13 protein-coding genes are annotated in these 15573 nt (G+C 39.0%); all 13 read left to right on the top strand.

The features are described 5' to 3' along the window. Positions 1-6: 6 nt before the first annotated feature. Complete coding sequence (locus J7E77_RS11465; RefSeq protein WP_214714427.1) at positions 7-729, top strand: SDR family NAD(P)-dependent oxidoreductase; 723 nt, start codon at positions 7-9, stop codon at positions 727-729. Between the two features lie 31 nt (positions 730-760). Beyond that, positions 761-1198, top strand: coding sequence for a GlcG/HbpS family heme-binding protein (locus J7E77_RS11460; RefSeq protein ID WP_214714425.1), 438 nt, complete (start codon positions 761-763; stop codon positions 1196-1198). 14 nt (positions 1199-1212) lie between these two features. Next, positions 1213-2589 (top strand): FAD-dependent oxidoreductase, encoded by a 1377-nt coding sequence (locus tag J7E77_RS11455; RefSeq protein WP_214714423.1) that lies wholly within the window; start codon positions 1213-1215, stop codon positions 2587-2589. Positions 2590-2915: 326 nt separating this feature from the next. Next, the gene (locus tag J7E77_RS11450) at positions 2916-3770 is read left to right on the top strand and encodes an aspartate/glutamate racemase family protein (protein WP_214714421.1); all 855 of its coding nucleotides are present in this window, start codon (positions 2916-2918) and stop codon (positions 3768-3770) included. Between the two features lie 30 nt (positions 3771-3800). After that, positions 3801-4595 carry an electron transfer flavoprotein subunit beta/FixA family protein gene (locus tag J7E77_RS11445; RefSeq protein WP_214714419.1) on the top strand — a complete coding sequence of 265 codons (795 nt, stop codon included), beginning with the start codon at positions 3801-3803 and terminating at the stop codon, positions 4593-4595. Between the two features lie 13 nt (positions 4596-4608). Next, entirely contained in the window at positions 4609-5589 is a 981-nt protein-coding gene (locus J7E77_RS11440) for an electron transfer flavoprotein subunit alpha/FixB family protein (protein ID WP_214714417.1), read from the top strand. 142 nt (positions 5590-5731) lie between these two features. After that, complete coding sequence (locus J7E77_RS11435; RefSeq protein ID WP_214714415.1) at positions 5732-6541, top strand: ABC transporter ATP-binding protein; 810 nt, start codon at positions 5732-5734, stop codon at positions 6539-6541. A gap of 600 nt (positions 6542-7141) precedes the next feature. Then, the gene (locus J7E77_RS11430) at positions 7142-8149 is read left to right on the top strand and encodes a substrate-binding domain-containing protein (protein ID WP_214714413.1); all 1008 of its coding nucleotides are present in this window, start codon (positions 7142-7144) and stop codon (positions 8147-8149) included. A gap of 96 nt (positions 8150-8245) precedes the next feature. After that, the gene (locus tag J7E77_RS11425) at positions 8246-9979 is read left to right on the top strand and encodes a cache domain-containing sensor histidine kinase (RefSeq protein ID WP_251026596.1); all 1734 of its coding nucleotides are present in this window, start codon (positions 8246-8248) and stop codon (positions 9977-9979) included. 4 nt (positions 9980-9983) lie between these two features. After that, the gene (locus tag J7E77_RS11420; protein ID WP_251028051.1) at positions 9984-11240 is read left to right on the top strand and encodes a response regulator transcription factor; all 1257 of its coding nucleotides are present in this window, start codon (positions 9984-9986) and stop codon (positions 11238-11240) included. 287 nt (positions 11241-11527) lie between these two features. Further along, positions 11528-12601, top strand: a complete 1074-nt coding sequence (gene chvE / locus J7E77_RS11415; RefSeq protein WP_214714408.1) for a multiple monosaccharide ABC transporter substrate-binding protein — start codon at positions 11528-11530, stop codon at positions 12599-12601. A 79-nt stretch (positions 12602-12680) separates the two neighbouring features. Further along, on the top strand, positions 12681-14210 hold the full coding sequence (gene mmsA, locus J7E77_RS11410; protein ID WP_214714406.1) for a multiple monosaccharide ABC transporter ATP-binding protein: 1530 nt from the start codon (positions 12681-12683) through the stop codon (positions 14208-14210). A gap of 121 nt (positions 14211-14331) precedes the next feature. Further along, positions 14332-15447 carry a multiple monosaccharide ABC transporter permease gene (mmsB, locus tag J7E77_RS11405; protein WP_251028053.1) on the top strand — a complete coding sequence of 372 codons (1116 nt, stop codon included), beginning with the start codon at positions 14332-14334 and terminating at the stop codon, positions 15445-15447. The last annotated feature ends 126 nt before the right edge of the window (positions 15448-15573 follow it).

The raw sequence follows: 15573 nt of genomic DNA, 5'->3' as shown, positions 1-15573 counted from the left end.
GGCTTTTTGGAATTAAAAGACAAGGTGGCGTTAGTAACAGGGGGAGGCAGAGGAATCGGCAGAGAGACCTGTATTCTCCTAGCGAAACAAGGTGCTAAAGTTGCTGTTTTTTCCGACAATGAATCTGAAAGCAAAGAAACTGCTTCCTATATTTCTGAGGTGGTTGGGAGCAAAGCAATCGCCTTTACCGGGGATGTTCGTTCAGAAGAGGATATAAATCACGCAGTCCAGACAACACAAGAAAGTTTGGGTTCGATTGATATATTAATCAATAATGCGGGTGTCATGCTCCTTAAGCCGTTCCATGAAATGACGGTTAAAGAATGGGACTTTGTACAAGATGTTAATATTCGTGGAGTCTATTTATGTACTCGGGCAGTCGTGCCGCAAATGATGGAGAAAAGACACGGTGTGATCATCAATCTATCGTCGATTTGGGGAACAAAAGGCGGTCCTGACAGAAGTGCCTACATTGCTTCCAAATACGCATGTCTCGGATTTTCCAAAGCACTGGGTGAAGAATTAAAGCCATACAAAATTAGAGTGAATGCGGTCTGTCCAGGTCCAGTAAATACAAAGATGATGGATGATTTTGATGTGAATAAAGACAATTGGTTGCATCCACGTGACCTTGCTAATGTCATCGTCGATTTATGTTTACCAAAAAGTGTCGCTGTCACTGCAACCGCTATTGAAGCATTTGGTTACGGACGACCAGTAAATTTATAAATATTTCTAAAAGTTGAAAGGGGAAATCATAATGGAAAAATTAATTCCAGCTATTGAATCAAAAAATATCAGTCTAGCACTTGCTAATAAAATGTTAGAGGCGGCACTTGTTAAGGGAAAAGAACTAGGTATGCCGTTTAGCATCTCAATCGTTGATCGCGTGGGGAACCTAAAAGCGTTTGCTGCCATGGACGGTGCACCAGTATTAAGTTTGGAAATTGCTCAAAATAAAGCATTTTCTGCTGCCACTTATAATAGAGCAACACACGAATGGTACGACAGATTAAAGGATGATCCACCATTGCTGCATGGGATTGTTCACACTCCAAGATTGATTATTTTTGGCGGTGGTTATCCAATCAAAATCAATAACGAACTGATTGGCGGTGTTGGGGTTAGTGGCGGACATTATACTCACGATATGCAGGTTTGCGAGGCAGCATTAGAAGTGCTAAATAACCTAGAGTAAGATGGTGTTGATGGATGGAAACCTATGATTTGATTATTTTAGGCGGCGGACTAGCGGGGATGTGTGCTGCTGTTGCTGCAGGTGAAGCGGGTGCACACGTCCTGCTCCTTGAGAAACAGGATGAACTGGGCGGAAGTACGGTTCTTAGCTCAGGGTATATGGCCTTTGCCGGAACAGATATGCAAGAGAAGGCAGGTATCATCGATTCGACTGAGTCGTTATTGGATGACATGATCGAGGTCGGCGGCGGGGTGAATGAACAGGCACTTGTTGAAGCCTATGGCCAGCACCAATTAGAGACATATAATTGGCTTATTGAGCACGGTGTTGAGTTCCGCTCACTCGAAGCGGTTAGCGGTCACAGTGTTCCCCGCGGACATATTATTGACCCACACCAAGCGATTCAAACACTTAACCGAAGGGTTAAGCAGATGTCAAACGTGACCATTCGATTTAATGCTCCGGCACGAAGACTATTGAAAAATGACGATAGTCGGATTGATCGTGTTTTATATGTGGCCGAAGGGGTAGAGCAATTTGTGCATGCCTCCAAAGGGGTAATCATTGCATCAGGAGGGTTTGCAAAAAGCGAAGATCTTTTAGGGCAGTTTGCTCCCCAATTAAAGGGAGCACTAAGGATTGGCGGCCGTGGAAATCATGGGGACGGAATACGGATGGCATGTGAGCATGGGGCCTGGTTAAAGGATTTACCATACCTGAATGGGACCTATGGATTTCATCCTACAGCTGCTGGACCAGTAAAGTCTCAAGGGTTAGCCTTCTACAAGGGTGCAATCATGGTCAACCAATTTGGGAAACGGTTCGTTAACGAGTCTATTTCTTATAAACTATTAGGAAAGGCTGCTTTCGAGCAGCCTGACCAAGTTAGTTTCCAAGTTTGGGACCAAACGGTAATGAACAAGAGTGTACATGATGATCCTCTCTATGATTTGGAATTACTGAAGCGCCGCCGCCTTCTGTACCAGGCGGACACATTGGAGGATTTGGCTGACTGTATTGATGTACCACTTGAGGTTTTTGAAGAAACGATCTCCAAATACAATCAAGGAATTGAGGATGGAGAAGATCCTGAATTCGGCAGGAAGTCATTAACACATAACTATGGAAAACCAACACCAATTGAGAAGGCACCATTCTATGCATTTGAGTCGACAGTTGCGATGCTGGCAACATACGCAGGGGTGTCGGTGAACTCAGCGGCACAAGTGGTGAATCCATACGGTGAGCCCATTCCAGGATTGTTTGCAGCTGGAGAAGTGACTGGTGGATTCCACGGGGCAGGTTACATGACCGGAAGTTCTTTAGGGAAATGTGCGGTCTTTGGACGGATAGCAGTCCAAGAGGCATTGAAAGAGGTAACAGTAAAATAATTGAATTGCATGGGCTTGGAAAGGCTCAGATTAGTATTCGCTCATAGAATGGGTGAATTCGCCCATAAAACTAAAAAATTCGCTCATAAGATTGGTGAATTCGCCCATAAAATGGTTAAATTCGCTCATAAAATTAGATTCACTGATAGAACTGGGAAATCCGCTGATATGGCTTGAGAATTCGCTTATAGACTATTAAATTTCACTAACAAACGATGAATTTCCGCAAAAATAAACATCGATACACTTTTTTGAAACAAATCTAATAACAAAAACGAACTTTTTATATATATTTTCGAAAAAAGCACAAAAAGGAGGTAAATTTTATGAAAATCTGGCATCAGAGCCTAACCACGATTGACCGGGTTCCTCAATACCGAGATGCAATCATGAACCATGTGCGGAAGATTGCACGACCAGACGTGGAGGTCGTTCTACATGGCATGTCTGAAGAGACATATCCCACACATTACCCCGGGCATTTTATTACTCATTTCTACCTGCAGAACTTGCACCGGGAGCAGTTCGTTCGTGCTGCATTAATGGCTGAAGCCGCAGGATACGATGCGATGTTTATTGGGACCATTCCTGACGTAGGTCTTTTGGAGGCACGCACGCTCGTTGATATCCCTGTGGTTGGTTATGGGCAAGCCTCCTTCCATATGGCATCCATGCTTGGAGACCGTATCGGAGTAGTCAATTTTTTAACCCCATTGGCAGACGAACTTAGACAAAACGCCGCCCGGTACGGCCTCGGCGAAAAGCTCGGACCTATTGTTCCGCTGGAGTCAGGCTTTGATGATGTGCTCGCAGGCTTCAATAATCCTGAGCCAGTTATTGCAGCATTTCGAAGAGCAGCCGAGACTGCCATCTCTCAAGGAGCCGATGTGATTGTCCCAGGAGAGGGGCCGATGAACGTTTTCCTTGCAACCTTCGGGATTTCAAGGATTGGTGACGTACCTGTCGTTGACTCATTTGGTGCCGGAATCAAGATGTGCGAATCACTAGCGGACCTAAAAAGAGTGTCAGGAGTATATATGACCCGGCGCGGTTACTACAACTCAAAACCACCAGCAGAAGCGGTTGCACGATTACGAGAAATGTACGCATTAGATCCATACCCAAATCCTACTAACCAGCGAGGATTAGCAGTAAGGGCAGGAGTAGAAGTAAAAGGTTAACCAAATAAAAAGACAAGAGGTGAACTAGAGATGCATATCGTCGTATGCCTAAAGCATGTTCTTGATCCGGAAATTACTCCGCGTTATTTTCAAATTGACCCAGAGACCAATCGTCCGGTGAATGGAGATTCCGACATGGTTTTGGACTCTTTTGCCGAGAACGCACTTGAATTGGCTATTCAACTTCGAGATAAAACACCGGGTGCTACGGTGACTGCCATCTGCCTGGGTGACGAATCCTCGGAGGAAGTGCTGCGTCGAGCCTTTGCCTTCACGGCAAACGCTGCCGTACGAATTTGGGATTCGGAGTGGGAAAATCTCGACGGTCAGGCCGTTGGACATATCCTTGCGCAAACAATCAAAACCCTTGGTGGTGCGGAGCTTGTACTGACCGGATATCAAGCAAGTGACATTGAGGAAGGCCTTGTTGGACCAGTCATGGCAGAAGAACTTGGGATTCCTTGTGTGACGCTTGTCTCCGAACTTGAACTGGATGAAGACAGAGTGAAGTCTACTTGCGAAGCAGAAGGCGGTTATACTGTGGCGAGTGTTCCGTTTCCAGCTGTTTTTACAATTATCAGTTATGAGGCAAATGTCCCTCGCCTCCCTAAGGTTAAAGATATCCGACTTGCGAGGAGCAAGCCAATTACCCGATTTGAATCAGATGATATTGATTTAGATCATGTTCGGTGTCAGTCGGGCGCTAAATTGGAGCGGGCCTACGTCCTAAACAGAGATGTCAATTGCGAAATCCTTTCTGGCAGCGATGGCTCAGAGCTCGCAGCTGAATTGACTGACAAGCTCTTGGCACTCAAGATATTATAGGAGGTCTCAAACTATGTCCAAAATCCTTATCTTTACAAATCAGCAAGAAGAATCACTAAGCCCTGGTGCCAAGGAAGCACTGGCATTCGGCAGTCGATTGGCAAGTGCCACCGCCGGAAGTGTGGAGGCTGTCTTGGTTGGACCCGCAACTGAGGCTGGTGCAAAGGAAGCAATTGCCTTTGGAGCAAGCAAAGTATATACCATTAATAATCCTTTACTTTCTGAATATCAGGTTGAACTTTACGTAGATAGCCTCTTCACTGTTTTCCAACAATCTGATGCCGATACGCTGCTCCTCTCCTTCGATAGAATGGGTAAGGATCTTGTAGGTCGACTGGCTACACGAATTGGCGCATCTGCCATAACAGAGGTGACTGATTTTAGAACTGAAGGCGGAAAGCTGACATGGGTGCGCCCAATTTATGGTGATAAAGCATATGGGGAGTATTCAACTACACGTCCTAAGGTGGTTGTAGGCATTCGCCAAAAGAGTCAGGAACTGGCTGTACCTGATTCAACACGCATAGGTGAAATCATTTCTGTTGATTACTCCGTTCCAGAGGAAGTCGTTTTAACAAAACTGGTGGTGAAGATTCAGTCGGCCTTGTCAGATATCCGTCTTGAGGATGCTACAATTATTGTCTCCGGCGGTCGAGGTCTTGGCGGATCTGAAGGCTTTCAAGATTTGCAGTCCCTTGCAGAACTACTGGGCGGGACAGTCGGTGCTTCAAGGGCAGCATGTGACGCTGGATGGGTTCCTTCTAACCTGCAGGTAGGACAAACGGGGGCTGTTGTTGCTCCAGACCTTTATATTGCGGTCGGAATATCCGGTGCCAGCCAGCATCTAGCAGGCATTACCAGTGCGAAGACCGTTGTTGCCATCAACACAGATTCAGAAGCACCCATTTTTAAACGGGCCAATTTCGGTGTAATCGCCGACTACAAAACAGTGATACCAGCACTTACGGAAAAACTGAAAAAGGTCCTTGTTTAAGGAATAAACATCTAAAAGATTCATAGCCCTTTTTTAAGTCCTCATTTTGGTGGGACTTATTTTTTGTTTTCTGAAAATTTGGTACAATAGGGTTACCAAAATTTTATATTCAACCTACGAATGATAGAAAGGAGTATTAATGATGGTTTTAAAGCTTGAAAATGTCTCGTTATTACGAGAAGGAAATTGGATTATACAAGATATAAATTGGAAGATTAATAGAGGAGAAAACTGGGTTTTATTTGGATTAAATGGCTCGGGTAAGACAGCCATATTAAATTTAATAAATGCCTATTATTTCCCGACAAAAGGAAAAGTAACTGTACTGGGGATGGAATTTGGGAAAACCTATCTAAGTGAGAAACTGCGTAAACAGATCGGATTTGTCTCTTCATCCCTTCAGGAAAAATTTCATCCAGGGGATAATGCGTTTGAGGTTGTCTTAAGTGGTGCCTTTGCTTCCATCGGTCTTTACGAAACACCGACAGATGAAATGAGAAAAAAGGCTGTTGAACTATTGGAGACACTTGGTTGTATAAGGTATGCGAACCGAAATTACGAAAAATTATCACAAGGGGAAAAGCAACGTGTCTTAATTGCTCGTGCGTTGATGGCTGAACCTTCTTTGCTCATTCTCGATGAACCTACGAATGGATTGGATTTTATCGCGCGCGAACAACTGTTAGAATCGATTGAAAAAATTGCAGAAAATCCCGGTGCTCCGACATTGATTTATGTAACACATCATATCGAAGAAATTTTACCAGTTTTCACTAAAACCTTATTACTAAAAGAGGGACAAGTTTTTGCAGATGGAAAGACATGTGAATTGATATCTAGTCAAAAACTAACGGCGTTTTTCAATCTTCCAGTTCATGTGGAGTGGAAGAACAACAGGCCGATGCTTTCTAGACTACAGGTTGATGAGAAAGATAAACTCAAGGCCTATTGATGATTGAAAAAGGCGCATGAATAATTCATGCGCCAACCCCGCATTATTCGGATTGAGGGTGACGAAGTGAGTGCCAATTTAACATTTTGAAAAAAAGAATTCGGAAGTTTTACATGATAACAAAACGTTTATTTTTAACGAGGATGGAAAGTTGACGCATGAATTTACAGGCAGCATCATTGATCGAAATGAACTTTACCAGATTGTACAAGAGTAAAAATAAGCCTGACTCCTACTAGTACCTGAGAAGCTTTGTTATTTCCTGAGTGGGGAATTAACAAAGCTTCTTTTTAATAAGACCAAAATGTATGCAAGGATAAAAGGGTTAAAGATTTTTGAGAAAAGCATTTTTTTAAGAAAAAAGTATTGAGAGTTATCGCAGGAAAATGTATGATATGGCAAAGATAAAGAACTTTCTGATCCAGAGTTAGTAAAAATAAATCAGCTATTAGCTAAGAATATAGTAATGATGCAATAATTGAAACTTATGCTCAATGAATCTTCCAATCATTGAAATGTAAGGGCTTTTATAAAAATGACACTAGTGATTTTAGTAAACAGAATACATAAGTTGATAGTTTTTTGAAAGGGGATTCATAATTGAAAAAGCTATTACAAATCTATGCCTTCTTATTTATCGTCTACTTTCTATACTTATATAACTATCATATTAATGAGTCGCATTTATCCCAACTAACGCAAGGAGAAGGTCAGGGAGAATTTAGTGAGAAGTTCGTAATGGTTACATTCCAGTCAGGAATTGATTATTGGAAGAACTCTTTAAAAGGGTTTGAGGATGCAGCTCAGAAATTGAATGTATCAGTTGAATACCGGGGGGCTACGCAGCATGATATACATGAACAAATTACTGTGATGGAACAGGTGATTGCCAAAAAGCCTGCGGGAATTGCGATATCCGCTATCGACCCTGACGCATTAGCTAAAACTTTTGAAAAAGCACGGGATATGGGTATTCCTGTAGTTTTATTCGATTCAGGCGCTGCATTGGACAAGGTGTCTTCTTTTTTGGGGACTGATAATTATAAAGCTGGTATAACTGCAGCTCATAAGTTAATTGAACTAATTGGGAGAAAAGGAAAAGTGGCTGTCATTACATCTCCCAATCAATTAAATCATCAAGAAAGAACAAAAGGATTTTTAGACACAATTAAGAAAGAAACTACTGGGGTAGAGGTGATAGCAGTAAAAGATGGAAAGGGGGATCAGCTTGTTTCAAGCAAGGTCGCATTGAACCTCTTAAAGAAGTATCCAGATTTGAAGGGTATTTTTGCTACTGAAGCCAATGGAGGGGTTGGGGTCGGTAAAGCCGTCAGTCTCCTCAAGAAGAATCAAAAAGTGAAAATTGTAAGTTTTGATACAGATAAACAAACTCTGGATCTGATTAAAGATGGTACCATATCTGCAACCTTGGCTCAAGGTACCTGGAGGATGGGTTTTTGGTCTTTACTGTTTTTATTTGATCTCCAACATAAAAATTCTCCAATAATAAAACGTGAATTTTCCGATAAACCTCCAATGACATCATATGTTGATACAGGGATTTCTATTGTTACTAAAGAAAATTTAGAAAATTACTATGCAAAGTGAGCCGCCAAGAAAATGAGAGATTCGAAGATATTGGACAAAAATTTTTTTTTTAAAATTAACAACCTTCCTATCCGATTTAAGTTAATTGTTCTTTTAATGTTAATCAGTATTCTTCCATCTATTGGTCTTGGGTTTCTGACAGGATGGACTGTAGACCGCATTATAGAGAGACAAGTGAACCAAAATACACTGCAGTTAATTGGTCAAGTCAATAAAACACTGGATTTCTATGCCGGTAACATGCAAAACATGAGTTATTTGATAGCTTTTAACCCGGAAATTAAACAATTTTTGTACGAGAAAAAAAGCGAGCAAAGCCAAGGGGTAAAGGATGATTATGAGATACGAACATTTCTGCAAGGGCTTACAACGTTGTATCCAGAAGTAGCAGGCATTCTTGTGGTAAACAGCAATGGTCAGTACATCAGTAACGACATGTATACCCGCTCGATGAAAAGCCTCACTGAAGAGGCGTGGTATCAAGCTGCTGTGAAAAGTGAAGGGATTTTCAAAATCTTAGGGCACCCATTCAGCAGAAACATAACTAGCCATATACATTACAAGGATGACGAGGTTGTATCAGTTGTACGAGCAATTTTAGACCCTGAAACCCAGCAAGTGAAGGGTGTAATATTAATTGATATGAAGCTCAGAGTGATATCGGAAGCGACAAAAGATGTTCGCTTAGGTAAAACAGGTTATTTAATGGTGATTGACGATAAAGGCGAAAATATCTACTCACCATCCGAGCCCTTTCTTAACGAGATTCCTATTGAGTGGCTCCATTCGAATGAATCCGGGAATTTCTCAAAAAAAGTTAAAGGCAATAAGCTTCAATTCATATATAGAAAGTCTCCTTTTACTGGTTGGACAACTGTAGGTGTATTTTCTACAAAAGAATCAGTATTAGAGGTAAGGGAAATTCATTTTTATGTGATTAGTTTTGTCTTCTTCGTTTGTTTGTTTGGCCTTGGGGCCTCCTATTATTTATCCTATTCTATATCAAGACCAATCAGGCAACTCATGTCGTTTATGCGTAAAGCGGAATCTGGAGATTTGTCTGTCCGTTACAAAGGAGAACGAATGGATGAAATCGGGTTACTTGGCCGCAGCTTTAATACGATGCTTGTTCAATTAAATAAACTTATAACACTAAATGAGCTGCAAGAGCGTCAAAAACGTGATGCTGAACTACGAAGTCTTCAGGCTCATATTAAACCTCATTTCCTATACAATACGTTAGACACAATTCATTGGCTGGCCCGGAAAAAAGGTGCTGTAGATGTTGCTGAGGTGGTAGAGTCATTATCAAGACTTTTCCGCATTGGGTTAAGTAAAGGTAACAATATAATTCCTCTAAAAGAAGAAATGGAACATATTAACAGTTATTTAAAGATCCAAAAAGCTAGATATCAAGATAAATTAAATTACACCTTAAATATTGCTTCAAATGTTGAAAAGATCAATGTATTAAAGCTTGTATTACAGCCAATCGTAGAAAACGCCATATATCATGGAATCAAAGAAAGGAGAGGGCCTGGTCATATTATCGTTAAAGCAGAAGAACATGAAGGAAATATAGTTTTCCATGTAATGGATGATGGGAAGGGAATTCCTCCTGAAAAGCTTGAAGCTCTAAGAAGTAAATTGGGAACGTTATTTTCTCAATCTCAGCAATATAAAGGAAGTGAGAATTTCGGGTATGGGATGCTTAATGTCCAAGCCAGAATTAAACTGACTTTTGGAGATGCCTATGGTATATCAATTGATAGTGAATTAGGTAAGGGTACAACAGTAAAGGTGGTCCTTCCTGCCATCAGAGAAAAATGAAGCGATGAAAGAGTTAGAAAGGGGAGCAAATTGTGTGCAAAATCATTGGAATGTATTGATTGCAGATGATGAGCCGATAATACGTGAAGGAATTCGTGAATCTGTAGATTGGCAAGAGCTTCATATGAAGGTTGTAGCAGAAGCGGAAGATGGAGAAGAAGCATTCGAACTTGCCATCGAATATTCAGTAGACATATTGCTGGTAGATTTGAATATGCCAATTATGGATGGTTTGACTTTAATTAAACATGTACGAGAGAGTTTGCCAAACTGTAAAATAATAATTATTTCAGGTCATGACGAATTTACATATGCCCAAGAAGCATTACGCTTAAATGTTAATGATTATATTCTCAAACCCGCAAATCCTGATCAATTACAAAACGTCCTACAGAGTATAAGAAAACAATTGGAAGAAAGAGAACAGCAAAGTGAGTACTTAGCATTAGCGAAAGACCAAATCATAAAAAATATCCCTCTCTTACAGCAAAATTTTTGTCAGGAATGGCTAAAAGGGAATATGACAGAATCTGAAATTATTAAACAACTAAAATTCTTACATTTGCCTCTAGAATGCCCGAAACAGTTTGGTCTCATTCAATGTCATGAAATTTATATCAATAAACCTTTATTGAATGAAAATAATAAACAATTATTTAATTTTACAGAAGATATCGTTGCTGAAGCACTTGAACCCTTCCAAAAAGTTGTTTTTCGTGACCCTTCAGGGTTTATATCAGTTTGTATTTGGGGAAATGTACAAGAAGATGTCGTATTATTGTTGTCAAAGAAATTAAAAAATTATTTGAACACGACACCGAATATGCACTTTGAGCAAGTAACTGGAGAAACATTTGCGATTTCTGAAATTTATAAACACTGCGAAACAATGATGTATGAAAATTTAAAGATCTCACCGATCGTCCGGCGTGCGAGATCCTATCTTAGTGAACATTTTTCAGAAACAGATTTGACATTGGAATCATTGGCACAGTATCTGCAAGTATCCCCTGTTTATCTAAGCAGGATAATGAAAAAGGAATTAGGTACTTCTTTTGTTAGTATGATTACAAATATGCGAATCAGCAAGGCTATTATGCTGCTAAACTCCACAGAACTTTCTATTCTTGAAATTGCCGGAAAAGTTGGATATGACACACAGCATTATTTTAGTACTGCTTTTAAAAAAGTAATGGGTGTATCTCCCAACCAGTATCGAAAAGGTGCAGGTTTTTCAAGTTCGATTTCTAGTAAAGAATAGGAGTAATATAGTTTAATTAGCCAAATATGAATGTACTAAGGGACAGTCCAAATAAAATCATTTGGACTGTTCTATTTTGTTTACGGGGAATTTCGAACAAAAAGTGCTTTCAAACCTAGTGGGTAATTTTTGTTTTTATTATGAAGTATTTTTTGAAAGCGCTTAAAGTTAAGTTGTATTTTTATAAAAATAGTTGTTTTATTGAAAAGACGAAAAAATGACAGGGTGATATATTCATAGCAAGTAATAAAACTTTAACTATGAAAAAAACAAAAGGGGCGATTCAGATGAAAAAGTTGTTGTCTGTAATTATGTTAATAACCTTATTATTTTCGTTGGCAGCATGTGGAAGTAAAAGTACAAGTGGAGATAGTGGATTTGTAGGACTTGCGATGCCTACAAAGTCATCGGAAAGATGGGTAAGTGACGGTCAAAATATGAAAAAAGAATTTGAAAAGTTAGGCTATAAAGTGGACTTGCAATATGCAGAAGACGTAGTAGAGAATCAGGTATCTCAAATTGAGAATATGATTACGAAGGGTGTAAACGTTTTAGTAATTGCGTCAATTGACGGTGAAGCCTTAACAGATGTTTTAGACAAAGCAAACAAGCAAGGGATTAAAGTCATTGCATATGATCGTTTAATTAAAAATAGTAAATATGTCAGCTATTATGCAACATTTGACAACTTTAAAGTAGGTGTTCAACAAGGCTCTTATATTGAAGAAAAATTAGGTTTAAAGGCAGGAAAGGGCCCATTCAATATCGAGTTGTTTGCAGGATCGCCAGATGATAATAATGCCTATTTCTTTTTTGATGGGGCAATGTCAGTATTAAAGCCTTATATTGAATCGGGGATATTAGTCGTAAAAAGCGGTCAAAAGTCATTTGAACAAGGTGCCACATTAAGATGGGACGGTGCAGTTGCACAAGCTAGGATGGATAATCTATTAAGTGCCCACTATACCACTGACAAGGTAGATGCCGTTTTATCACCTTATGATGGAATCAGTATCGGGATCATATCATCTTTAAAAGGTGTTGGTTATGGATCAGCTACTAAACCACTTCCTATTATTACTGGACAAGATGCTGAGCTAGCTTCTATTAAATCAATAATAAAAGGTGAACAGACACAAACAGTGTTTAAAGACACAAGAGAATTGGCTAAAAAAGCTGTTTCTATGGCTGATGCCGTTTTAAAGGGCAAAAAAGCTGAAGTAAATGATACAAAAACGTACGACAATGGTAAAAAAGTCGTTCCTTCATATCTGCTTGAACCGGTTTCAGTTGATAAAGCAAACTATGAATCTGTCTTAGTTGATTCTGGATATTACAAAAAGGAAGAACTAAGTAAATAATTAGTGATTAAAATGATTTAGTGACAGTTGAAGAACCGTCACTAAATCATTTTATAAAATTGCGAGGTTGTGGTGAAACATGTCAAAGATAATTTTAGAAATGAGGAATATTACAAAAGAGTTTCCAGGCGTCAAAGCACTACAAAATGTAAATTTAAAGATAAAAGAGGGCGAAATTCACGCTTTATGTGGAGAAAATGGGGCTGGGAAATCCACTTTAATGAAAGTATTGAGTGGTGTCTATCCACATGGTTCATATACTGGGGATATTCTGTTTGATGGAAAGGTTTGTAAATTTAAGGACATCAAACAAAGTGAAGAATTAGGGATTGTTATTATTCATCAAGAGCTGGCATTGATTCCATATCTATCGATTGCTGAAAATATTTTCCTTGGTAACGAACAAGCGAAAAATGGAATTATCAATTGGAATGAAACAGTGTTAAGGACGAGAGAACTGCTGACAAAGGTAGGTTTAAACGAATCACCAAATACAAAAATCGCAGACTTGGGTGTAGGGAAACAACAATTAACGGAAATAGCGAAGGCACTATCTAAAAATGTAAAATTATTAATATTGGATGAACCTACTGCTGCTTTAAATGAACACGATAGTGAAAACCTATTAAATCTTTTATTAGAGTTTAAAAAACAGGGCATGTCAGCCATTATTATATCGCATAAATTAAATGAAATTTCCAAAGTGGCGGATTCCATCACAATTTTGCGAGACGGCCAAACCGTAGAAACTCTAGATATGAAAGTAGACAAAATTTCAGAAGACAGAATTATCAAAGGAATGGTAGGAAGAGAATTAACGAATCGCTATCCAAAAAGGGATGCGAAAATTGGAAATACTATTTTTGAAGTGAAAAACTGGAATGTCTTTCACGAAATGCATGCAAATCAAAAATTAATTGATAATGTGAATATTCATATTCGTAAAGGTGAGATTGTTGGTATTGCCGGCTTGATGGGCGCAGGAAGAACAGAGTTGGCAATGAGTATCTTTGGGAAATCGTATGGAAAGAAAATAACGGGACAAATATATAAAGATAGTAAAGAAATCCATTTGAATAATGTTAGTCAGGCAATCGAACATGGAATCGCTTATGTTTCTGAAGATCGAAAGGTTAACGGGTTAATCTTAATGGATGATATTAAACAAAACATTACATTAGCCAGCCTTAATAAGATAACCAACAAATTTGTTATTAATAAGAACCAAGAAATTATTGAATCGGAAAAATTCCGTGAAAAATTAAAAATTAAAACTCCTAGTATTCATCAGAAAACTGGAAATCTGAGTGGTGGAAATCAACAAAAAGTTGTATTGAGTAAATGGATCTTTTCAGAACCTGATATCCTGATTTTAGATGAACCTACTCGAGGTATTGATGTAGGCGCAAAGTATGAAATTTACACAATCATTAATCAGTTGGCTACAGATGGAAAAGGGATTTTAGTCATTTCTTCAGAGCTGCCAGAAATTCTTGGGATTTGTGATCGAGTGTATGTAATGAATGAGGGCAGAATAACAGGAGAAGTTTTAAAAGAAGAAGCAACTCAAGAACGTATTATGAAATATATGACCAAAAGTATGGTTTAGGGGGTAGCAAAACATGCAATCGTTAACGCATAAAACGGCTGAAAACGAGAAAGTTGCGGTTCGTGAACCAAAAGTAAATCACATTTTACAACTTTTCAAAAATAATTTGAGACAATACAGTATGATTTTGGCACTAGTTTCAATTATGATTCTTTTTCAAGTTCTAACAGATGGTATTTTATTAAGACCGTTAAATATTACAAACTTAATCTTGCAAAATAGCTATATTTTAGTATTGGCAATAGGAATGATTTTAGTTATTATTACCGGACATATTGATCTATCGGTTGGTTCAATAGCAGCCTTTGTCGGAGCTATATCTGCTATATTAATGGTTAATTATGAAGTTCCGATCTCAGCCGCAATAATAATCTCATTATTAATTGGTGCACTTATTGGCGCTTGGCAAGGATTTTGGGTGGCATATGTCAAAATTCCTGCGTTTATTGTTACTTTAGCAGGAATGCTTTTGTTTAGAGGATTGACCATGGTTGTGTTGGAGGGCAAATCAATCGCCCCATTTCCTGAAACATTTCAAAAAATTAGCTCAGGTTTCATTCCAGATGTGTTTGGTGGAGCGAACCTTCATATTTTAACTCTTGTCATTGGGGCTCTGCTATCTGTCATTCTAATCTTCAATGAATTGAAAATTAGAAAAGCTGAAATAAAATACAATTTAGATGTTTCACCTATAGGAATTTTCATTTTGAAGATTATTGCAATAGTTGCCTTAATTAATGTATTTGTGTATGTTCTTGCTACTTACGAAGGAATTCCTAATATTTTAGTTATCTTGGCTTTATTAATCTTGGCTTATCAATTTATTACAACAAAAACCATAGCAGGGCGTCACATTTATGCGATTGGTGGAAATGAAAAAGCAGCCAGTTTATCAGGGGTCAAAACAAAGCGGGTTACATTCTGGGTCTTTGTAAATATGGGAGTGTTATCGGCTCTATCTGGGCTTCTATTTGCAGCTCGATTAAATGCTGCAACACCTAGAGCTGGAAATCTTTTTGAACTTGATGCGATTGCAGCATGTTTTATTGGCGGGGCATCAGCATATGGTGGAGTAGGTACGGTCCCAGGGGCTATTATTGGTGGACTTGTTATGGGTGTCATGAATAACGGAATGTCCATACTAGGTTTAGGAATAGATTGGCAGCAAGGTATTAAAGGGCTTGTATTATTAGCTGCAGTAGCTTTTGATATTTATAATAAAAACAAATCTTCATAATTTACCTTATTAAATAAGAGTAGACCGCTATCTTTAATTGGTAGCGGTCTTTCTGTAGAGGGTATGTTTTGTCTATGTCGAAATCGTGCAGATAAATTAGAGTCCGCTTTAATCCTAGGACAAGAT

It is taken from the genome of Bacillus sp. ISL-77 (genome assembly GCF_018613105.1).
This window is presented reverse-complemented; position numbering and strand designations above follow the sequence as displayed.